This is a genomic window from uncultured Paenalcaligenes sp., assembly GCF_947630565.1.
Lineage (GTDB): Bacteria > Pseudomonadota > Gammaproteobacteria > Burkholderiales > Burkholderiaceae_B > Paenalcaligenes > Paenalcaligenes faecalis.
On sequence record NZ_CANRIC010000006.1, the window covers coordinates 1 to 20,933 of the forward strand.

A 20,933-nucleotide genomic window follows, 5' to 3' on the forward strand; every position below is an offset into this window, starting at 1 on the left:
ACAAAGGGGGTCACTACGTGACCCGTGCTATCCCTCCCCGCCACTCATCGCGGGGTATCTCGCACAATTTAGATGAAAATTCTTATTTCTGTTGATATTGAGGGCGTCGCGGGCGTTTCTCATAGTGAGCAGGTTCGTAGTGGCAATCCTGAATACGAACAAGCAAGGCGCTGGATGACCGCCGAGGCGAATGCTGCGATAGATGGGGCCTTTGCAGGGGGCGCGACAGAAGTTCTTGTGAACGACTCGCATGGTAGTTTTAGAAACCTAATCCTACAAGACATCGACGCACGCGCCCACATCATTACCGGAAAACCGCGTTACTTGAGTATGATGTCCGGCGTAGAACAACAATGTCAGGCTGTATTCATGGTGGGCTACCATGCCAAATCCCAAGAAGCTGGCGTATTGGCCCACACCATAAATAGCTTTGCCTTTAGGCATATCCGCATCAACGGCCAAGCCCTTGGCGAAGCCGGTTTATACGGAGCCTTAGCGGGCGAATACCACACCCCTGTTGCACTAATTACCGGTGACGATCAATTTATCGCCGAAACCGCGCCTTTATTTGATCAAGTTAAAACAGCACAAACTAAAGTCGCACATGGCTTTGCTTCGTGTACCTCGTTAAGCCCCAAGGCAGCCTGTGAACGAATTCGTCAAGCCGCCTATGAGGCAATGGCCATTATCCCCAAACTACGCCCTGTGGTGATTGCCGCGCCGATAGTGTGCGAAATCGAAACCCAAACCCCAGGTCAAGCCGATTTATTTGCACAATGGCCTACGGTGGAGCGCGTCAGCTCCACCACATTACGCGTTAGCGCTGCAAGCATGTACGAAACAATTCGCATATTGAACTGCTTTTCGGCCATGAGCTTTATGTTGCGTTGATAGGCAACGATGGATTAGCCCCAAAAGAACCAGAGCAGCAAAATAATAGGGATAGGTACACCCAACAACCAAAGCAGAATGGATTTCATAACGCCTCCGTATTTATTTTATATGCAGAAATGCATTGTCTCCAGAATAACGCATGATTCACCATTCAGACGGACAATAATGAAACTTAACGTAAACGCACTCATCCTTTCTGCAATCACTCAACAAGTTTCCAAATAGGCTGACTTCGCGTACCTGTGTTATGAATACGTTTGTTACGCCTTAACTTAGTGAGCAAATTACCGATCTTGGGTACGGGTGCGGATATACTCCACTTTATTTGCCGTCACATCGGCAACTAAAGCAGACACATGCAAATTCGGTTTACGCCCCTCAATCAGTCGTGCTGCGAATCTTTCTCCAATAAACTACAAACAGCATTACTTTTCTAAGGTAATGAACCGTCTATAAAAGCCTGGTCGATTCATCTTTTTAAACTGGTAGCGACCTGAATAGTAAGGCGGTCTGAAAGGATAAGCGATTGACAAAAACCTGTACCAAAGCTTAGAATTTACTTAACACGGCCCCTTTCGGTGACTCTGCTCTAGCAGGGAAACTGCTTAGGGGTTTTTTATTACCTATTCACCAATCAGCTTCCCAGTCCTCTGAAACTCCCATACCCCCTAGGTCAAGACCAAGATGTGACAAATCAGGGAAGCTTAACAAATGGGTTTTAATTCGTTCAGGCCAACTCGAACGAGGATTCACCACAGTCAATACATGTCTAGTGATCTGTAAAAGCAAAAAGCAACGCGCTCGCATATACTCATTATCCACAAAAGGCTTCACCCATTCCAACTCACTAGCTGATGGCAGCTTAGGTTGATCAACAATATTTCTATTCCAAAGACGACTATGGTGTGCACAAACATTACGTAAATAATTCAAACTGCGTAACCATGTAGCAAACACTCTTCCATTACTTAACCCATAACGACTAGCTATAGCATCTTGATCTGCCTCACGCATACCATTAAACAATGTCGAGAGAGTGCCAAAGTCCCACACCTCACAAGCCACCCAAATAGGCAGCGGCAAGCCATATTTATTGCGATTATGTCGAACAAACTCTTCTTTAGATCGTGCAATTAACCGAGCATGCTTTCCTATCCAATCATGCTGCTGTGTGACACCTGAAGCATGACCCAGTCTCACACTAAAACTCTCGTGAAATAACTCAGGTTTTAAATAGGCAAAAGGATCTAATTGTCCTAATCTATGAGCAATCTCTGTTCGCAGAGCCACTTCTATCCGCTCTAATGCGTCCAAAACCAACAAGCGTAACCGTTTATCAAAAACATATAGTTCTACAGCATTTTGGAAAGTGCTATTAGCTAAAAAATCATCAAAAACAAGACGCTCTACCCGTACCTTTTTAAGTTTTCGACCATGCTCATCCAATACATAAACAGGCTCACTACGTTGACGAAACGCAAACCAATACCCGCTGAGACGGTAATAACCAATGCGCTCTAGATAATCCAGTGCACGCGCCCTGTTGGTGACGATTAAGCCTCGCTCTATTAGCTGATCAAGCTGATCGGCATGGCTTTTCCATGATTTAGGATATTTCACTTTTTATTCTTTATTAATTATACGGAACAGCTGCTATTTAACATCGTATTCAAATAATCAATAACGCACATACCTGCGCAATAAAACCTGCTGCTATCAACAACATCCCCCGTTGCCACCACACTCCTTCCACCTTAGCTCTTTTAACATCTAACCTTCCTCCATCGAAAAATGATCCATAAGCTGGCGTTTTTAATGAGCTAGGCCTATATTCCTTTGGTTCTGTCATTTTTTCGATATATATAAATAATTAATTATTACTAATCACATTAAGTATTTGTTGCTTTAGATCAAGTCCATATTACAAATCCAATAGTTAACTTGTGGCAAACTATCTATTGCAACAGCACATTCAAATTTATCGCCTTTTTCTTTTAGATCCTCGATAAGACTTTGGGAAAAGTAATGCTTTTTTAAACTGGTAGCGACCTGAATAGTAAGGCGGTCTGGAAGGATAATCGTTTAGTTTAAACTCATAGTAAAACTCATTACCAGAAAACCAACAATACCCAAAAAAGTAAAGCCCTCTTATAAGGGGGCTTTAACTAAAAACAAATACTATTAAATCAATAGGTTATAAATAACAATAACCAATACAACTTAACACTCTCAATCTTATATCATTTAGAACGGTTATAGGCACCATTAAGGTCTATTTTTATGCAATACATTGATTTGAAAAGAATTATTAAATCAAAAATGACAAGAAAATATGAAAAAGTTAATTATTATGGCTGATTCCAGCAAAATTATACGAATCACCCTCTTAGCAATGCTCAAAATTTGCGATTGACAAAAACTAGTCCTAAAGCTTAGAATTTACTTAACACGGCCTCTCTCGGTGACTCTGCTCTAGCAGGGAAGCTGCTGAGAGGTTTTTTATTTCTGCCAGCTTTCCACCCAGTTTACAGGTGCTCCCATACTTTCTAAGTTAAGGCCAAGATGTGAAAGATCTGGAAAAGCCATTAAATGCTCCTGAACTCTCTGAGGCCAGCTCGAACGCGGATTGACTACTGCCAACACATGCTTGGCTATTTTCAAAAGTAAAAAGCAACGTGCCCGTTTATGCTCATTACTCACAAAGGGGGCAAGCCATTCTAAATCCTCAGCCGAAGGCAGTTGTGGTTGATCTACAATATTTCGATTCCAAAGACGACTGTGATGGGCACACACATTGCGCAAGTAATTTAAGCTACGTAACCATGTGGCAAATACTCTACCATTACTCACACCATAACGGGTAGCAATAGCATCTTGATCTGCTTCATGCATCCCGCTAAATAGCGTGGATAAAGCACCAAAATCCCATACCTCAGAAGCCACCCAAATGGGTAACGGTAAACCATACTTATAGCGGTTATGTCGAATAAACTCTTCTTTAGAGCGTCCAATTAACCGAGCATGCTTACTCAGCCACTCATGGTGCTCCGTCACACCCGTTTTTTTATTTAGCTCTACACTAAACCCTTTGTAGAACAATTCAGGTTTTAAATAAGCAAAAGGATCCAGCTCTCCCAGTTTATGAGCAACCTCTGCGCGTAAAGCTATTTCAATACGCTCTAAAGCATCTAAAACCAATAAACGAAGCTGCTTATCAAAGACATATAAATCTACTGCATTTTGAAATGTACTATGAGGTAAAAAATTATCCAGCGCTATACGATCCACTCTCACCTTTTTAGGTTTGTGACCATATTTCTCTAGTAAACAAGCCGGTTGACTACGTTCACGAAAAGCAAACCAATAACCGCTAAGACGGTAATAACCGATACGCTCTAGATAATCCAGGGCACGCACCCTGTCAGTAACGATCAAACCTCGCTCCATTAGCAGGTCAAGCTGATCGGAATGGTTTTTCCATGATTTAGGATATTTCACTTTTTATTCTTCATTAATTATGTGAAGCAACTGCTAGCTAACTTCCTATTCAAACAATCAATAGCGCACATACCTGAGCGATAAAACCCGTTGCTATCAACAGCATCCCCCGCTGCCACCACACTCCTTCAACCTTAGCTCTTTTAATATTTAATTTCCCCCCATCGACAAATGACCCATACACTGGCGTTTTTAATGAGCTGAGCACACTCCCTATAATTCCAAGCTGCAACCCTAATAAAGTTAATATTTTTGGTAATGTGTGATCGCTAGAAAAAAAATAAAAAGCAGGCCATATTAAACCTGAAACTACTATTAACAAGGTATGTACACTCGTCCATTCAGGCTTTATTTGCTCATCAGTTGGGTATGGAGTAGATATATTTTTTTTAGATTCTGTCATTCCTATATCTTTTTTCTATAAAATCAAATCGATGAAGGATTAGGTCGGTTTTCATAATAAGCTATTAAGGTACTTATCTCACCATCTATCTCTTTTAACTCCTCAACACCCTTATTTTCGATTAAATACTTGGTTAAATTTTTAATTTTATATAAGGTTGATGAAAATATTTTTTTAGTGCGAAATTCCTCTAAGTAACCATCTAGATTCTGAGTTATTTCATCCTCAAAATCTTTAAATCCTACCGCAACTGACCATAAATCAAACTCTATATTATCCAAACCCTCTACCTCTCCTTTAAAAATAATCTCTTTGATATATTTCTCGATAATACTTTTAACACTATCATTGGATATAGTAAAAATTTCGTAAAGTAAAGATTTTGCAAAACTACGTTGCTCCACTAATGAGCAAGCTTGGAGTTCTGAAACTAGTTGATGGATTCTTTTTGTATCAGTATATATACCTTTTGTGATTTGAATATAACCATACAAGTTACTTATTGAGTTGTTTTGTATAGCGTGATGATCCCAGCCATGTGCATTATGTGAGGTAATTTTATCTATCAAAATATTCAGAACATTTATCAAAACTTCAGTTTCAATTTTTTGATCAAATAAATTGTACTGGTGCGATAAAAAACTATTTATAGCCTCATAAACTCCTATTGTTGTCGATCTACTAGCAATTAGCTTTGAAAAAACACCCATAATCTCTGAAACCTGATCTGCACTTAAACTTAGTACTGCAAGTATTTGCATACAGTTTTCAAATCTAGACCCATTTTCACTATCAAATAGGCTTTCATTTTTAATTAAACGATCTACTATGTTTGATAAAACTGTAGAAACAATCCACTCAGAACAATCGTTACTTACAACAAAACGAAGCTGACTACTATCATCTTTTTTAGAAAACACACTTAACTCTGCTCTCAGCTCTTTTGTGGTAAAAAATTGAATAGCAGTATAAATTTCATATTGGTTGAACTCTACAAAACTCTTTACTGACTGACGAATTATGGATATTTTTACAAAATCTCGCATCAATGCTTTATAAGGCGCATACTTATCAATCAATATATGATTTTTTAAGGTGAACATAAGTAAATTTATATGAGTATAGGTTGGTTCATCAGCATCATTGTTAAAGCTAAACCCTCCATCTTTAATATTCTTAACTATTTTAGTTAAATTAAGTATTTTTTGAGTACACTCATTGGCTTGCTGATAAACTAAGAGTAAAGATAAAAAGTCATATAAGGTTTGATTTTTTTTTATCTCTGATTTTGGAAACTTAAAAAACTCATCTTGAAGCTCTACCTCTTTCTCTTCATCTAACCGCTCTTTATAGGTTTTAAATAAAGAGTATTTTAGTGTCCATAATATTGAGTTTTTATTGAATAGAGCTATAAGCAAAACTGAGTATATTCTTTGCCTCTTACAAGCCATGATTAATTCTGTATTTTTATTAAATGCTAGTTTATGCTCCCCAAAAACATAATTCTCATAAGACTCCGATGCTAAGGATTTTATAAAATCACTGCCTTTATATTCATTATTAGAAAATGATAGATACTTCCTATCTTTCTTCTCAATTTCCTCAGGATCTCGAATCAACTCATTATAAAAGTATGAAGTATGACTATCATCCTTCGCTCTAGGTAATACAACTCCCTTAACTCTAGCTAGAGACAATACATAGAAAATATCTTTAAATTTAGAGTTTTTTTGATAAAATATCTCTTTCTCTTCATAACTAAAATTATCTATACGAACAAGAATCTTTATAAACTCATCATGTATTAACCTTGTAAGACTACTACTGTCTGTAGTCTGTACTCCATTAACTCCATATAGTTCTAATATGCTCAACCCATCACAATCGTAATGAAAACCACAATTGGTTATTGCTCTTCTTAACTGGTGGTGACTTATCGCATTTTGTGGTTTTAAATGCTTTATACAATCATAAAAAAAACTAATAACCTCCTGCTCACTATTTACATCCACAGTGTTTTCATTATGAATAATAGATTTTAAAAATGACTGCATTAGCGCAGATTTACCTCTTAGATTTTTAATATTCTTAACTGAATATCTACTACCATCTAATACTAGCGTAGTAATCCCATGGCTTTTCAAATAGTTTTCTTGCGATCTATTTGAATCAAAACTTACCAAATACATAGGTGGCGCTGAGTTTGAGTGATTTTGTACCCACTTCATCAAATACTTCAGGTTCGTATCATTATAGGAGTAACCTAAAAATAAAACCGTGTGAGTCGAAAAAATAGATTTTATATAATTCTCCATAAGTGGGAAATTATTTGAATAATTTAAATAGTCGTCCTCTTTAAAAACTATGTTATGGCTTTTAAAATCTCCGTGTATCTTTATAAATTTTCTCTGACTTGTAGATTTTACTAAATCCTGATCTGTAGATATAGTTTCATATAAATACCCCCCCTGATCAATTGCATTCTCAATAATACAATCCCAATTTGTGGTAATTATAACTTGTGGATTTAACTTTAATAATGTCCGGTGTAAATCAGAGGGCATGATATTGCTAGGGAAATATTTTTTTAGTGTTTTGGTATATTTTTGTTCACCAAACTCCAGATAATACAACTGAGCTAGTTTCAAATAATCTATTTCTTTAGTTAATGCTAAATCTGATTTTAATTCATTTATTAAATCATCCCATAAAGGTAGCTCTATATAATCACTATCAGAACTTTTTGATACACCTGCCCCAACAAATAAAGCCAGCCTATCCTCTTCATTAGCCTGCCTAATGTTTTCAATATGAGAATTTTGCAGATACATTATACAATTCCTTTCTTTATTAATAGAAATATTAAAATAACATCATAGATCTACCCAATTCCTACTGGCATATTTAAATCTACATGGTTTTTTTAATAAACAAGCATCTACCCCGTCTGCCCCCTATCAATCCCCGGCAGCCCCTGATTTAAGTCATGCTCTGACAATCCCTTAGCATGCGCGTTATATTGCCACACTACAAACTGCTCAAGCAGCTCATTATTCTCGCGCTTTAGGCGCTCATTCTCACGGGTTAGCCTTTCTATACGTTGTGCGGCTGCATTTAATGATGGAGGGATGCTTAGAGACTCAACCTCCTCTCTACCACGCTCTTTAACAGCCTTATAAGCCCCTGCGATGCGTTGAAACTTGGCTAGTGTTTGTCTGGTAGGCCTAGTGTTTATTGTCCGTTCACAAGCATCACACAGCAGCTCCCACGTTAACTTGCCTTTCCAACCATCCAAAAGCTCTACAATTCGCTCTATATCATGTTCATTTAAATGTCTGGACATACTAACCACCTCCCAACAAGCCACGCATATCTTCTAGCATTTCCTGCTGCTCACTATTTATATTCTTTTGCATCTTTGCTTCAACTGCTCTACGTAATGGGCTGAACTCCTCTGAGTTTTTTAGCTTAATGATTGCACCATTTTTAATTTCAGGATTTTCTAAAATAGCAATCAACTCCTTAGCTCGTTCTTTAGTCTGAAGCAAGTGCTCATACCATCGGTCTGCACCAGCTGAGCCATCTGCTATTTCCTGATCTGCTTTTGCTAATAATTCTTTATTTTTTTCATAAATAAAACGTACACCCTCAAGCCGTTTATCCCCTTTAATACACACTTGCTCGGTACAGTTAAGGCAGTCTAAGTGTTTTTGACAAGGAGCCATTGTGAAATCATGCACACAGAATCCATATTCCGTAATATGCGCAGTGGGCATCATCAATAAGTTGACCTCCTGGCATTTCATCGGAAGCTTAGCGGCAATTTGATCCCTTAGCTCTTCTAGAGAACCATGAGGCTCTAAAGAACCATCATGTGTCCGTAACATGCCGACAAGCTCATACTCATCCATGTGATCATAGTCACGGTTCTGCTTCATGTTTGCCCGTCCAGACCAACGTGCAATCTCAACTTGGCTTAGGCCGCCACGTTGAGCCAGCGTATTTAACAAATGCCTAAACTGATGGCTGGTTACTTTTAGTGGCTCACTATTTTCACCTGCAAATCCATTTCTAGCAAAAATACTCTCCTGAAGATAGCCCGCAGGTGTTGTTGACGTTCCTAGGTCATCATTCACCCAATTAGCACGGGGCTTCACAATTTGCACAGGACTTGTAGTGATGTCGGGTCGTAACATATGACGCTGCATACAAAATAATGCTTGTGAATACCTAACCCTTCGCTCCATGTCAAACCATGGAAACTCTTTAGGCAGTTTATCAATTACCCATTGATTAAGACTGTGCAATGTATTGTCACCATCATTTGCTGGTAGCTTTACTTGCCTTAACCCTGTTTTCGCCATTTTTCTGGGGTGATGGCCAATCCCTACGGCCTGACACGCCTGTACCGCATTTAATGGAGCAGATTCCAGCTCAGCGGGACAATCTACATGCCTATAAAATAGATCAGGGCTTGTTTCATACCAAACTGCAATATTTCTAGCCTCCTCTGTCAGCTTTTTAACTCTAGCAATAGCCTCTTTAGCCAAATCTACCATTGGCTCAGGCACCCATTTAATTTGTGGTTGAGCTCCTTTACCTGGTTGAAATCGTAACCCATAAGCCAACTCGCCATTTCGCTTTACCTCATACACCTCACAATCAATATGCAATGCTAATACCTCACTGACTCGGCTCGGTACACACATAAGTAATGCCACTACACTTGAAGTAAAAATATCTCTAGGATTAGTAGGGTTATTAGCAAAAATATCAGCTAAAGCATTAAGCGCCGTTTCATTAGGAAGGCGTTTTTCTCTTAATTTCTGTGCTTTTTTGCCTGTTCTGTTACTTTTATCCATCCTTGGATTTGGGTTTTTCCAATCCAAAAAAGCAGGGATTAATTTCTTTTCACTAAGAAATTCACTCAGTCGCTGTAACTGTAAACCCACGGAATAAGCTAATCCAGGCGAGTAATGCTCTCTGCATAGAACGGCTGCACGATCAAAAACAGACAGACTAATATCTAAAATATCCGCTTTTCCCACCTGCTCTAATAGTGCTCGCTCTATACACCTTAAGGCTTGTATTTCTGCTTTAACTTTTGTGGGTCTCAACCCTTGAACGTAACGAAAATAGGCCTTAGCAAAGTCCAGAAAAGGCATTTTCATTTTATTCTCAAGCTGAAAAATACGAGTTTTTTGATCTAAATTTCCAAACGTAACTCCTGCACTAGACCATTGATTACTCTCCCAGTCTAAATCAGCACCAAAAACTGACAGGTCTTCTCTACAAAAACGAATAAACTCCTTAAGGTTATCCTGGGTCTTTAGCTTATGACGTGGAGTAAAATGCAATATCTCTGCCATTTTCTTAGCCCTCTAGCTGTTTTTGTTTTCGTTTTTTACATAGCTGTATAACTTCAGTAACAGCGAATATCACACGATCATTCACCGCGGCCATTGTTAGATCATTCGTTTTTTTTATAATGTCCTCACGCCTAGCTAATAAGCCCTCAAGCACCTCTTCGTGTGGAGCATCAAGCCAAGGTTGAAAATTTCTACAGGTATAACAAGCTATGGGAGCAAGGGCATTACAAAAACCATAATGACCACAAGAACCCACCCCATCACCAGAAGAATCAGATCTAACTCGACTCGATAAATCATTACCTCGCTTTGCCTCCCTTTCATGATCAATCAAAACACCAGCAAATGCTTGGGCTATAGGAGCCAGTTGCTCTGCCACAGCACGATTAATCGCATCTACATGCTCAGGCACATTTTCAGTATAAACAACAGCACTCTGGGTATCCGAGTGGTCTAATAGCTCCGCAATGGTAAGAACCCCATAACCTTCACGGGCTGCTCGTGTAGCAAGGGTACGGCGTAGTCTAAGCGGAAAAACATCCAATAACTTACCTGTTCTTTCAGAGTAAATATTTAGGTTTTTTATAGTTATTTTTAGTAGTCCAGATATATGGCTAGAACGTCGATGAAACATCTCTCCCTGAACGGCACTCTCAAGCTCTTTACCTTTAAGGCTACAGTTACTATTAACCTGCTTCCAATACGGAAAAATAGCCAAATTTTTCGTTCCAATGGAATTTTTAACTTTTTTTCTAAATTTTATTTCTATACTGTGGATATGGCTTTTGAGTAATACACCTAGCTCTGGGGTTAATGCATAATCACGAAACTTTTCACGCCACAACGTTCCTCTTTGCTTACATCTAGGAATTCTCAATAAAAAAATCCGTTGCCCATCTGATGCCGCAACCTCTGTAAAATCACATATTTTCAAATCACCTAACTGAACAGGCCGTCTTCCTGTTGCAATACAGAGCATGATTAATGTGTAAGCTTCAAGATTAACTTTATCCATTTCAAAAGCATCCGTTAGCTCTTGATATAACCTTTCATACTCTAAATCAGATAAAGCTCCCTCATAAGGACAAGATATTTGAATAGCCTTGCCTTTTTCATTTCCTTTTAAACGAATTTCACTTAATGCAGTAAGTGTATCTGGTGATATACCAGCATAACCAAGATCAACCCATCGCTTATAAAATCCACTCAATACACCCAAGTAATACTCATGCTTAGCACTTAGCGATGACCTATAGCTAATCACCTGTGCTGAGGTAATCAAAGCTATTGGTTTATTTTTTTTTGCACAAAATTGTATAAATCGTCTGAAATGATTATTTAAATTTACAGTATGTGAAGCGGAGTACGATTCTGCATAAAAAAGAAGAACTTTAAGGTAAGAATCTAAAAGCTGATCCTCAAGCTCATTACCTATCCAGGACAGACTCAACACTCTATCCCTAGACAAGCGCCAGGATAACTCACTCAGCTCAAACTCAAAACCTTCTCTTGAGATTGTAAATGGAGGATTTGGCTGTGACTTTATCTTAATCATGCTTTTTCTCTCTTATTTTTAAAGAACGTTGCAATTCCAAAGCGGCTTTCTGAGCCTCTCTTTCAATATGACGACGTGTGTAAATAGCAGAGGTCCCAGAGCCTTCTTTCCAGCCCATTGAGTACGACCGCATTTTCTCTTCTCTCGCTTCATCTATTCCTTTTTCATCAGCAAGCTCAGAAAATCGATCATTCCAAGTGTGGCGGAGTAAATGTGGTGTTAAATTACTGAAAGAATCAGGTCTTGCATCTTGTATCTGCTTAAAAACCCTAGCTAGACCTCGACTTGATAAAGGCTGACCTAGATACGGCCCTACCTTATGCACAACTAACAAGAAATCATGTCTACGAGCTGGTTTTATATTGCGTCGCTCTCCCACAATATAATTAGAAATAAGCTCAGCAAGCTCTTTAGATAAAGGCAGCCTTCTATCCATAGTTTTAGCCACTGGCTGATCGCTTCTGGGATCATCAGGGTCATCATGTCTACGGGGTATGACGATCTCATTTTTAGAAAAATCAATATCCCTAATTCGAATAGAAAGCAGCTCTCCTTGCCGAACTCCTAACTGATAAAGCAAGTTCACAATTAACTCATTGCGGATTTTCAGATCCTCAGAAAATGGATTGCTCTCATGACTTGGTGTAACTAATGCGAGTAACTCAGATCTCTGCTCTTTTTCTAACCCCATACGTTTTTTATTTAAATCGTTAGCTCTAACGGGGCGACGCGCGCGTAGACTATCTGTCATACGCTTAATAAGTGCCATGCTGTCCGCATCTACATGTCGTTTATTACGCTCAACAACTCTACAGGCAAACCAATGAAGGTAGTCAGCTACATAAGATAACCTAAGATATTGAGTATTAGCAGAAACCTTGTTTATATTATATTTAAGCCTAGCTCTGGTTGACTCTTTATTACGAACTAATTGAATTTGACCCTCATTAGCTCCTAACTCAGAAACCTTAGTCTGAAGAAAACGACTTAACGACTCCACCTGCTGGGTAGTAAAAAAATCTCCTTTAGAGAAATGAGTTTCGATATCAATATTCTCCTCATCACACCAAATAAGTAACAGCCTAACTGCTGTTAAGTTAGCAACAATAGTGTTAGGCGCTTTAGCTGCATTACGTAACTGAGATGTTGCATATAAGGTGGGATACCAAAGTGGAACACCATCCTCACCTCTTAATAAAGGGTAGCGTTCTCCATTTTTAAAAACCGTGTGAACCAGTTTCATTACACTCCAAGCCTTACCCATAATATTAACAATAACTCATGGTACACCATTACCAGAAAATCAACAATATAAAATTACACATACCCAAAAAAGGAAAAGCCCTCTTTATGAGGGCTTTAGGCTAAAAATTAACAATAATCTCTTTGGTTCCCATCAGAACGGAATATCGTCATCCATATCACCCATGCTATCCATTGGATTTGCTTGGTAGTTTTGTTTTGGAGCCTGCTGCGTTGGGGCGGGCTGTTGAGGTGCTGGGCGTTGTTGTTGCTGAGGGGGGGCCTGATTAAAATCATCAGCTGGGCCACCACCAAAATCACCACCGCTATCACCACGACCACCTAGCATTTGCATCTGGTCGGCAATAATTTCTGTTGTGTAACGGTCTTGACCGTCTTGGCCTTGCCATTTACGCGTGCGTAGACGGCCTTCGATATACACAGGACGGCCCTTGCGCAAGTATTCACCGGCGATTTCAGCCAAACGGTTAAACATAACAACACGATGCCACTCTGTTTCTTCGCGGCGCTCTCCGGCCTGATCTCGGCTGTTATGAGTGGTTGCAATGGATAAATTACAAATGGCAGCGCCGTTTGCACTGTAACGCACCTCTGGATCACGCCCTAAGTTGCCTACAAGAATTACTTTATTTACCGATGCCATAATATTTTCCTATATAAAATCTGTGCTGTATGTGTTCTATTATGGGCGATTTTACACCAGTCTAATAGAGGCTAAATTTAACCAGTCGTTATAAATGTCAAAGTTGTGCGTTAAAGCGTCTAGTGCTAAGCCACCACATTACGGCCAGCCCGGCGCCCATCCATAAGGCCCACTGCACCCCCGCCGTAGAGGCTACAAAGCCACCTGCTAACCCACCGCCAAACACACCTAATGACTGCGTGGTATTGTAAAAACCCATGGCTAGGCCCTTATAGTCAGCGGGAGCGACTCGGGACACCAAGGAGGGCTGCAGGGCCTCTAGGGTATTAAACACAGCAAAAAACAGCAGTAAAAACACGACCATACCCCATAGCATGCTGCTAAATAATGGCATAAATGCCATGACTACGGCTAAGCCCAACACTAAGGCCTGCAAGACCTTTTTATGTGCTTTTCGGGTTTCGGTATAAATGACGGCAGGAATCATAAACGCAAATGAAACCAAGATAACGGGTAGATAGACTTTCCAGAGACTGCCTGAGTCAAATCCGCCAATTTGCGCTAAGACCCCTGGCACCACCACAAACAGGGTCATTAAAATAAAGTGCAATGCAAATACGCCAAAATTCAGGCGCAATAGTTCTTTGTGACCTAATACATCGCTGGCTTTGGCTTGAATAATAGGCTCTGCTCTGGGGTACTCAGGAATAGCGAAAGCGGCAATCAATAGGCAAACCAAGCCCAGACCACTAATTGCCCAAAACAATCCAGATAAACCAAACTGCCCCACCATCACCGGCGACAACACCAGTGATACGGCAAAAGACAAACCAATGGCTGATCCGACCATCGCCATCGCTCGGGTACGGACCTCTGGGCGGGTTGCATCAGCTACCCATGCCGTAATTGCTGCTGAGATAGCCCCTAACCCCTGTAACACACGCCCGACGATAATACCGTCTACACTAGTGGCTAACGCACTGACGACGCCACCAATAATGAACAACACCATTCCGCCAATAATGACGGGGCGACGACCAAACTTATCTGAAGCCATCCCAAGAGGAATTTGCATAAGGGCTTGGGTTAACCCATAGGCCCCCAATGCGATACCCACTTTCATGGCATCGTTGCCCCCCACAATGGATTGGGCCGCAACAGCAAAAATAGGAGTTAATAAAAACAACCCCAACATTCGGGTAGAAAACAACAAAGCCAGCAACATGCTGGACTTACGCTCTTGAGGGGTGAACTGCACCCGCTGAGGTTTTTTAGTAGGGATTTTCCCGCTAGTAGACTGGCTCATGCGTCACTCAAAAATTAAAGCATTACAAATCGCTAGATACTATACAGCGCTATTTGCCTTACCGCGCTATAGTAACAAGTTAGCCTTTTGAACATAGCACGACAAAAACGAATGGAATTGATACGTATTCGCGGTGCACGCACGCACAATTTAAAAAACATCTCTATTGATTTACCCAGACATCAACTTGTTGTAATCACTGGACTGTCCGGTTCGGGTAAATCATCTTTAGCCTTTGACACACTTTATGCCGAAGGACAGCGTCGCTATGTAGAAAGTCTATCAGCCTATGCGCGTCAGTTTTTACAAATCATGGATAAGCCGGATGTTGATCTTATCGAAGGCTTATCACCCGCTATTGCCATTGAACAAAAAGCGGCCGGTAATAACCCCCGCTCTACCGTTGGTACGACCACTGAAATCCATGACTACTTACGCTTGCTGTATGCCCGTGTAGGGACTCCTCATTGCCCAACCCATCATCAACCCTTATTGGCACAAACGATTAGCCAGATGGTTGATACGGTTTTGAGCTGGCCCGAGGAAACCCGCGTGGCTATTTTAGCCCCGATTATCTACGAACAAAACCAAGACCTCAAGGACTTAGCTCGTGGACTGCAATCTCAAGGCTTTGTACGTGTGCGTATCAATGGACAAATGCAAAGTCTAGAAGACGCTTGGCCCTCTGAGGTGGTTGCCCCTCAAATCGAAGTGGTTATCGATAGACTAAAGGTTCGTACCGAAAGCACACAGCGCTTGGCCGAGAGTTTTGAAACAGCCACCAACCTAAGTCACGGCAAAGCCCAAGCCCTTAATATGGACACAGACGAGCTCACCGGGTTCAGTCTGCACTTCTCTTGCCCTCACTGCGACTATCAGGTGGACGATTTAGAGCCACGCCTCTTTAGTTTTAATAATCCTGCGGGAGCCTGCCCTGAGTGCGCAGGTTTGGGTGAAACTGAGTTTTTTGATCCTGAGTTAGTTGTTGCCGTTCCAGACCTAAGTTTAGCGGGTGGCGCCATTGTTGGCTGGGATAGACGTAATGCCTTTACCTTTAATTTACTGCAAAGCTTAGCCAATTATTATGGTTTTGATATAGAGGATAGTTTTGACTCACTTGATGAGCACATCCAAAACTGCATCCTTTATGGCTCTGGCTCAGAGGAAATCCCTTTTATTTACCTAACGGAAAAAGGTCACACGACTGAAAAACACCATGTGTTTGAAGGAGTGATTCCAAACCTAATGCGTCGCTGGGAAGAAACCGATTCCAGTGCCGTCAAAGAAGAACTCGCTAAATTACGTCGTATCCATACCTGTCCAGCATGTCATGGTGCCCGTCTCAATACTGCTGCACGACACGTACTGCTGGGTGATAACGATCCTCAGCCCATCAACGCGGTTGAACATCTACCCTTAACGCAATGTTTGACCTGGTTTGAAAAGCTAGAGCTCACGGGTGCTAAAAAAGACATTGCTGAACGCATCACCGAGGAAATCCAGTCTAGACTCAGCTTTTTAAATAATGTGGGCTTAGGCTATCTCTCATTAGATCGTCGAGCCAACACGATTTCAGGGGGTGAAGCCCAACGTATACGTCTGGCCAGTCAAATCGGCTCAGGGCTAACGGGGGTCATGTATGTATTAGATGAGCCCTCTATCGGTCTACATCAACGTGATAACGACAAGCTCATTGAAACTTTGCAACAATTACGCGACCTAGGTAACAGTGTGATTGTGGTCGAGCACGATGAGGATATGATTCGTTTAGCCGACTTTATCGTGGATATGGGCCCAGGGGCAGGTGAATTAGGTGGAGAGGTGATCGCCGCCGGTAAACCCGCCGAGGTCATGAATAACCCCGACTCTGTCACAGGAAAATACCTAAGTGGTGAGCTAAAAATTGCCATTCCAGCACGACGTCCTGTACATGAGGACACCCCTTATCTAGAGTTACTCGGGGCCAGTGGCAACAATCTAAAAAACGTGGATTTACGCATTCCTGAAAAACGTTTTGTCTGTATTACAGGGGTTTCCGGTTCGGGCAAATCAACCTTAATCAATCACACACTGGCTAAAGCCGTTTCACAACGTTTACACCGTGCCCAATCCGAGCCTGCGCCCTTTCGCGCTTTAAATGGCTTAGCGCATTTTGATAAAATTATTACGGTAGATCAAAGCCCGATTGGCCGTACCCCACGCAGTAATCCTGCTACCTACACCGGCATGTTCACCCCCATCCGTGAGCTATTTGCAGGTGTGCCTGAATCTCGTATGCGGGGTTATGACCCCGGTCGTTTCTCCTTTAATGTCAAAGGTGGGCGCTGCGAGGCCTGCCAAGGTGACGGGGTCGTAAAAGTCGAGATGCATTTTTTACCTGATGTGTATGTGCCATGTGACATCTGTCATGGAGCCCGTTACAACCGGGAAACCCTAGAGGTTCACTACCGTGGCAAAAACATCAGTGAGGTTCTAGACCTAACCGTAGGTCAGGCTATGGCCTATTTTGATGCCGTCCCTGCTATCGCACGCAAACTTCAGACCTTAATGGATGTAGGCTTGTCTTATATCCGATTAGGACAAAGCGCGACCACCTTATCAGGGGGTGAAGCCCAGCGTATTAAACTGGCCCTAGAGCTATCTAAACGCAGTACGGGCAACACTCTCTATATTCTTGATGAACCCACGACTGGCTTGCACTTCCAAGACATTGCCTTGCTGCTAGATGTATTAAATCAGCTGGTAGATGCGGGCAATACTGTCGTCGTCATTGAACATAACTTAGATGTCATTAAAACCGCAGACTGGTTAGTTGACATAGGCCCCGAGGGAGGGTCTGGTGGGGGTTACATTGTGGCTGCGGGTACTCCTGAGCTTATCGCCAATACCCCTGATAGTCATACTGGCAGATACCTAAAACCCTTACTGAGCCAATAAAACAAGGGGGCAAAAACCACGCCCCCTTATTCTATTTTGGTGTGGGTAATCCCTCTTTACGCGGATATAACCATACGCCTGCGCTTAATTGATTCGCTTGACTCAGTGCCGCCTGCCCTTGCTCAGACAGCAAATAATCCGCGACTCTTTCTGCATTAAGGCGTTGCGTTTCATCTGCCCGATGACGAGGCTCTGGCGTCAACACCATCCTTTACATCACAAACAACTCTCTGTGCTCTTTAATCGCATACCGATCTGTCATGCCCGCCACATAATCCGCGATGGCACGCGCCTGCTCGTTAAAGTCCTCTCGACGGTGTTCAGCGGACAGCAAGGCGGGTTCAGAGATAAAGGCCTGAAATAAGTCTCGCACAATACGGCGCGCTTTTAGCGTCATACGCAAGACACGATCATGATGGTATAAATTTGCCCGTAAAAAACGTTTTAGCTCGTCGGCATGAGCACGCATTTCAGGGGTAAACGTGGCTAATCTAGGGCAATTACGTACCTCATCGACCGATGTGGGCTGATACTTATCTATGTTTGCTTGTGTCGCCTCTGATAAGTCCACCACAAAGGTATGAATCATACGGCGGATAATTTCACCTATCAGGCGCTTACGATGTTGGCTGTCTTTGAGATGAGGATAGCGCTGTACAACCTGTTCGTAATGATCCGCAAAAATCTTGATTTCCAATAATTGCTCTATCGTGATGAGTCCAGATCGTAAGCCATCATCAATGTCATGGTTGTTATAGGCGATTTCATCCGCCAAGTTAGCTAATTGTGCCTCTAGGGAGGGCTGCGTTTTCTCAATAAAGCGCTGCCCCACATCGCCCAACAATACGGCATGTTTTACATTACAGTGCTTTAAAATACCCTCTCGTGTCTCAAAACACAGATTGATTCCGTTAAATTCTGCATACCGTTCCTCTATGTGATCCACGATACGTAGACTTTGTAGGTTGTGCTCGAAGCCCCCCGCATCTGGGGCCAGATCACGCATACATTGATTTAATTCCTCTTGGCCAGCATGACCAAAAGGGGTATGCCCTAAATCGTGGGCCAAGGAAATCGCCTCAATCAAGTCCTCGTGTAAATGCAACCGTCGCGCAATAGAGCGCGCTATTTGCGCTACCTCTATGCTGTGCGTTAAACGAGTTCTAAAAAGATCGCCTTCGTGATTGATGAACACCTGTGTTTTATATTCAAGCAGCCTAAATGCATTGCAATGAATAATACGATCTCTGTCGCGCTGAAACTGATTACGCCCGCTAGGTGCGGACTCAGGATGCAAACGACCTCGTGATTGTTCAGGATGACACGCATAGGCTGCTAACATAAAAACTCCTAGAATTTGGCTAATACTTTTTTAACCGTTGCCACATCTACGGCTTGAACCACACTTTTTCCGAGTTCTGGTAATAAGACAAAGCGCAATTGACCGCCCTCTGTCTTTTTGTCCAGTCCCATTAAATCAATCCACCGATCATGATCCCATTTAGGTGGGGCGATAGGGCAACCAATTGCCGCAACAAGATCACGGATTTTTTGCACACTTTGTTCTGGCAAGCCACAGACTTCGGCAGAAAGCTCCGCTGCCATAATCATGCCGCAGCCTACTGCCTCGCCATGCAACCATTCACCATACCCTAAGCCCGCTTCAATCGCATGACCAAAGGTATGACCAAAGTTCAAAATAGCACGCAGCCCTGACTCACGCTCGTCCTGAGACACCACCAAGGCTTTCAATTCACACGAACGGGTCACGGCATACTGTGTCTGCGTATCCTGTAAGGAGGTCAGTCCTGCTGTATTCGCCAAGCACCAATCTAGAAAATCAGCGTCGGTAATCATGCCGTACTTAATGACCTCGGCTAGACCAGCTGAGATCTCGCGCTTAGGCAGGGTTTTCAACACATGAATATCAATTTCAACAGCGGTAGGCTGATAAAATGCACCTATCATGTTTTTACCCAGCGGATGGTTAATCGCCGTTTTACCGCCTACCGAAGAATCCACCTGAGACAACAACGTCGTGGGAACCTGGATAAATCGAATGCCTCGCATAAAACAAGCCGCAGCAAAGCCGCTGATATCACCGACTACCCCACCGCCTAACGCTACAATCACCGCCTTTCTATCCAAGCGATTTTGTAACAAAGCATCAAAAATAGCGTCTAAGGTCTGACTGTTTTTGTGTTGCTCTCCATCAGGTATTTGTACTTGAACCACTTTTTTCCCACTGGACTGTAGTGCTTTTAAGACACGCTCACCATATAAATTAAAGATGGTAGGATTAGTAATCAGTGCGATAGTAGTGGTATCGTTGGGAATCGATTCTGCGATTCGATCTAAACGGCCCGCAGTAACATGGATGGGGTAACTGCCCCCAGGGGTATTAACATGGACTACGCTCATTAAATAACCTCTTGTTCTTTTAATACGTTTAATAATTGCTTAACCGCCAAATGCACCGGCGAAGACCCCGTCTCAAAAATCACATCCGCCGTTTGCTCGTACAGCGGTTCACGTTGCTCAACTAAGTCGCTGATGCGCTGACGTGGATTTGCAGTTTGTAATAAAGGACGGGTTTTATCGCGCTCAAGACGCCTATATAATTCATTAGCACTAGCTCGTAAATAAACCACTGTGCCACGTTGACGCAAAATCTCACGGTTTTGTTCAGCAAGGATTGCCCCTCCACCCGTAGCCAGTACAATAGCGGGGCGACGTGAACAACTATCTAACTCGATGGACTCGCGCCGTCTAAAACCATCCTCGCCTTCTATGTCAAAAATAGTGGCTACTGGTACACCACAGCGCGCCTCTAACTCATGGTCAAGATCAAAAAAATCACGCTTTAGATATCGAGCTAATTGACGCCCTAGGGTGGTCTTACCTGCACCCATCATGCCAACTAAAAAAATAGGCTTTTGGCCAGGACGCAAAAGCTGCTGTAAATCAGTAGAGCTAAGAGGTGTTAAAATTTCATTTTGCATGAGGTCTGCGGATAAAAAGTCTGTCATTTGTGTATTATCTCATTAGCTACGTTTAGATATCAG

At 42.0% G+C, this 20,933-nt stretch carries 16 protein-coding genes; 2 read left to right on the top strand and 14 right to left on the bottom strand.

What is annotated here, in order from left to right:
- Window positions 1-72 precede the first annotated feature (72 nt).
- Window positions 73-891 (top strand): M55 family metallopeptidase, encoded by an 819-nt coding sequence (locus tag Q0Z62_RS02240; RefSeq protein WP_298050433.1) that lies wholly within the window; start codon window positions 73-75, stop codon window positions 889-891.
- 630 nt (window positions 892-1,521) lie between these two features.
- Here Q0Z62_RS02240 and Q0Z62_RS02245 read toward each other — a convergent pair.
- The 10 genes from Q0Z62_RS02245 to Q0Z62_RS02290 form a co-directional block, all read right to left on the bottom strand.
- The gene (locus Q0Z62_RS02245; protein WP_298050435.1) at window positions 1,522-2,514 is read right to left on the bottom strand and encodes an Abi family protein; all 993 of its coding nucleotides are present in this window, start codon (window positions 2,512-2,514) and stop codon (window positions 1,522-1,524) included.
- 879 nt (window positions 2,515-3,393) lie between these two features.
- A complete protein-coding gene (locus Q0Z62_RS02250) occupies window positions 3,394-4,392 on the bottom strand; it encodes an Abi family protein (protein ID WP_298050437.1) in 999 nt (332 codons plus the stop codon).
- A 49-nt stretch (window positions 4,393-4,441) separates the two neighbouring features.
- Window positions 4,442-4,795, bottom strand: coding sequence for a hypothetical protein (locus tag Q0Z62_RS02255; RefSeq protein ID WP_298050439.1), 354 nt, complete (start codon window positions 4,793-4,795; stop codon window positions 4,442-4,444).
- A 23-nt stretch (window positions 4,796-4,818) separates the two neighbouring features.
- Window positions 4,819-7,626, bottom strand: a complete 2,808-nt coding sequence (locus tag Q0Z62_RS02260; RefSeq protein ID WP_298050441.1) for an SIR2 family protein — start codon at window positions 7,624-7,626, stop codon at window positions 4,819-4,821.
- Window positions 7,627-7,733: 107 nt separating this feature from the next.
- Complete coding sequence (locus Q0Z62_RS02265) at window positions 7,734-8,138, bottom strand: hypothetical protein (RefSeq protein ID WP_298050443.1); 405 nt, start codon at window positions 8,136-8,138, stop codon at window positions 7,734-7,736.
- Between the two features lies 1 nt (window position 8,139).
- A complete protein-coding gene (locus Q0Z62_RS02270) occupies window positions 8,140-10,164 on the bottom strand; it encodes a hypothetical protein (RefSeq protein WP_298050445.1) in 2,025 nt (674 codons plus the stop codon).
- A gap of 4 nt (window positions 10,165-10,168) precedes the next feature.
- A complete protein-coding gene (locus Q0Z62_RS02275) occupies window positions 10,169-11,719 on the bottom strand; it encodes a site-specific integrase (RefSeq protein ID WP_298050447.1) in 1,551 nt (516 codons plus the stop codon).
- On the bottom strand, window positions 11,712-12,962 hold the full coding sequence (locus tag Q0Z62_RS02280; protein ID WP_298050449.1) for a site-specific integrase: 1,251 nt from the start codon (window positions 12,960-12,962) through the stop codon (window positions 11,712-11,714). The genes Q0Z62_RS02275 and Q0Z62_RS02280 overlap by 8 nt, the downstream gene beginning before the upstream one ends.
- A 153-nt stretch (window positions 12,963-13,115) precedes the next feature.
- Window positions 13,116-13,625, bottom strand: coding sequence for a single-stranded DNA-binding protein (gene ssb, locus Q0Z62_RS02285; RefSeq protein ID WP_269901052.1), 510 nt, complete (start codon window positions 13,623-13,625; stop codon window positions 13,116-13,118).
- A gap of 97 nt (window positions 13,626-13,722) precedes the next feature.
- On the bottom strand, window positions 13,723-14,931 hold the full coding sequence (locus tag Q0Z62_RS02290) for an MFS transporter (RefSeq protein WP_298050452.1): 1,209 nt from the start codon (window positions 14,929-14,931) through the stop codon (window positions 13,723-13,725).
- Between the two features lie 111 nt (window positions 14,932-15,042).
- On the opposite strand from Q0Z62_RS02290, the gene uvrA reads away from it, so the two are divergent.
- Window positions 15,043-17,868, top strand: a complete 2,826-nt coding sequence (uvrA, locus tag Q0Z62_RS02295) for an excinuclease ABC subunit UvrA (protein ID WP_298050454.1) — start codon at window positions 15,043-15,045, stop codon at window positions 17,866-17,868.
- A gap of 31 nt (window positions 17,869-17,899) precedes the next feature.
- On the opposite strand, the gene Q0Z62_RS02300 is transcribed toward uvrA, so the two are convergent.
- From Q0Z62_RS02300 to Q0Z62_RS02315, 4 genes are read right to left on the bottom strand one after another with little or no spacing between them, the layout of a single operon-like run.
- Window positions 17,900-18,070: a hypothetical protein gene (locus Q0Z62_RS02300; protein WP_298050456.1), complete on the bottom strand. Its 171-nt coding sequence runs from the start codon at window positions 18,068-18,070 to the stop codon at window positions 17,900-17,902.
- Window positions 18,071-18,079: 9 nt separating this feature from the next.
- Window positions 18,080-19,210 (bottom strand): deoxyguanosinetriphosphate triphosphohydrolase, encoded by a 1,131-nt coding sequence (locus Q0Z62_RS02305; protein ID WP_298050458.1) that lies wholly within the window; start codon window positions 19,208-19,210, stop codon window positions 18,080-18,082.
- 8 nt (window positions 19,211-19,218) lie between these two features.
- On the bottom strand, window positions 19,219-20,289 hold the full coding sequence (gene aroB / locus Q0Z62_RS02310; protein ID WP_298050460.1) for a 3-dehydroquinate synthase: 1,071 nt from the start codon (window positions 20,287-20,289) through the stop codon (window positions 19,219-19,221).
- Window positions 20,289-20,870, bottom strand: a complete 582-nt coding sequence (locus Q0Z62_RS02315) for a shikimate kinase (RefSeq protein WP_298050462.1) — start codon at window positions 20,868-20,870, stop codon at window positions 20,289-20,291. The genes aroB and Q0Z62_RS02315 overlap by 1 nt, the downstream gene beginning before the upstream one ends.
- Window positions 20,871-20,933: the final 63 nt, after the last annotated feature.

Coding starts and splice junctions, on each gene's coding strand:
- Q0Z62_RS02240 (WP_298050433.1), top strand. CDS start 73: ATGAAAATTCTTATTTCTGTTGATATTGAGGGCGTCGCGGGCGTTTCT.
- Q0Z62_RS02255 (WP_298050439.1), bottom strand. CDS start 4,795: ATGACAGAATCTAAAAAAAATATATCTACTCCATACCCAACTGATGAG.
- Q0Z62_RS02260 (WP_298050441.1), bottom strand. CDS start 7,626: ATGTATCTGCAAAATTCTCATATTGAAAACATTAGGCAGGCTAATGAA.
- Q0Z62_RS02265 (WP_298050443.1), bottom strand. CDS start 8,138: ATGTCCAGACATTTAAATGAACATGATATAGAGCGAATTGTAGAGCTT.
- Q0Z62_RS02270 (WP_298050445.1), bottom strand. CDS start 10,164: ATGGCAGAGATATTGCATTTTACTCCACGTCATAAGCTAAAGACCCAG.
- Q0Z62_RS02275 (WP_298050447.1), bottom strand. CDS start 11,719: ATGATTAAGATAAAGTCACAGCCAAATCCTCCATTTACAATCTCAAGA.
- Q0Z62_RS02280 (WP_298050449.1), bottom strand. CDS start 12,962: ATGAAACTGGTTCACACGGTTTTTAAAAATGGAGAACGCTACCCTTTA.
- ssb (WP_269901052.1), bottom strand. CDS start 13,625: ATGGCATCGGTAAATAAAGTAATTCTTGTAGGCAACTTAGGGCGTGAT.
- Q0Z62_RS02290 (WP_298050452.1), bottom strand. CDS start 14,931: ATGAGCCAGTCTACTAGCGGGAAAATCCCTACTAAAAAACCTCAGCGG.
- uvrA (WP_298050454.1), top strand. CDS start 15,043: ATGGAATTGATACGTATTCGCGGTGCACGCACGCACAATTTAAAAAAC.
- Q0Z62_RS02305 (WP_298050458.1), bottom strand. CDS start 19,210: ATGTTAGCAGCCTATGCGTGTCATCCTGAACAATCACGAGGTCGTTTG.
- aroB (WP_298050460.1), bottom strand. CDS start 20,289: ATGAGCGTAGTCCATGTTAATACCCCTGGGGGCAGTTACCCCATCCAT.
- Q0Z62_RS02315 (WP_298050462.1), bottom strand. CDS start 20,870: ATGCAAAATGAAATTTTAACACCTCTTAGCTCTACTGATTTACAGCAG.